The sequence below is a fragment of the Cysteiniphilum litorale genome (assembly GCF_003428165.1).
In the GTDB taxonomy this organism is placed as follows: Bacteria; Pseudomonadota; Gammaproteobacteria; order Francisellales; family Francisellaceae; genus Caedibacter; species Caedibacter litoralis.
Map to the genome: position 1 here is coordinate 1 of NZ_QLIQ01000147.1, position 918 is coordinate 918.

1 protein-coding gene is annotated in these 918 nt (G+C 35.9%); it reads right to left on the minus strand.

Annotation, left to right across the window (positions count from 1 at the left end; translation table 11 throughout):
- The coding region (locus DNJ75_RS15485) for a hypothetical protein (RefSeq protein ID WP_170137249.1) at nucleotides 1-562 on the minus strand (562 nt) is incomplete at its 3' end.
- Nucleotides 563-918 lie beyond the last annotated feature (356 nt).

Genomic DNA, 918 nt, shown 5'->3' on the forward strand with positions numbered 1-918 from the left:
CTGTCGGTCTTAATGTGCTGCGATAACTATGATCTTTTACCTTTTTTACTTTTTTTGCCTTGTCACGTTCTATAGAGGCACTAAATGCCGCTGTTTGCTGAGGAGTCATTACCTCGACAGGATACGTGTAATGAGTCTTGCTCACTTGATTCTTATCACTTTGATTAACTTTTTTAACTTGTTTAACTTGCTTAAATTGCTCATGTGACAATGACGTCACCCCTTGCTTGTTCATTGCCGCCAACAATAAGGCATAATCCCTTTCCTTTAGCTGCTCATATTCCTCTGAGGCTTCTTTTTTTAAGCCATTGACCTCATTTACATTTTCTAGCTTTTTCTCCTCTTTTTGCTTTTTTTGCTTTTTTTGCTTTTTTTCCTCTTTTTCCTCTTTTTCTTCATTTGCATCATACTCGCTCGCTTTTACTCCATCATCTGCTATGTCATGCACCGTAACTTCATCAGTAATATCTGCCGCAAACGGTGAGCTGCTAAGCTGTGTGGAGTCCGATGAGTCCGATGACACTGCAAAACTCATCATCGGGAAACTAACACTGAACATCATTATGATCAGCAACCGTCTTAATGGATGTGAAAAATGTAAAAAAGGTAAAAAAGGTAAATGATGGAAATACCCTTTTCTACTATCACATAACGTGAAAAATCTAAAAATTAACATAAAAAAACCTCTTCAAAAATCAACCACAATGACAAATAAAAAAATGAACAAAATGTAAAAAACGAAAAAATGAAATGAAGAACAAATGAAGCAACAGACTCCAACAGACCCTGAAATTAATAAAAACTACTTCTTCTCAACCTCAAAAATATCTTTAACCTGCAATGACCCATTGTAATAATCAAACTGTACAACAAAACTCACTTCCTGATGTGATACCAAACGTAATCCCACCCGCTTTT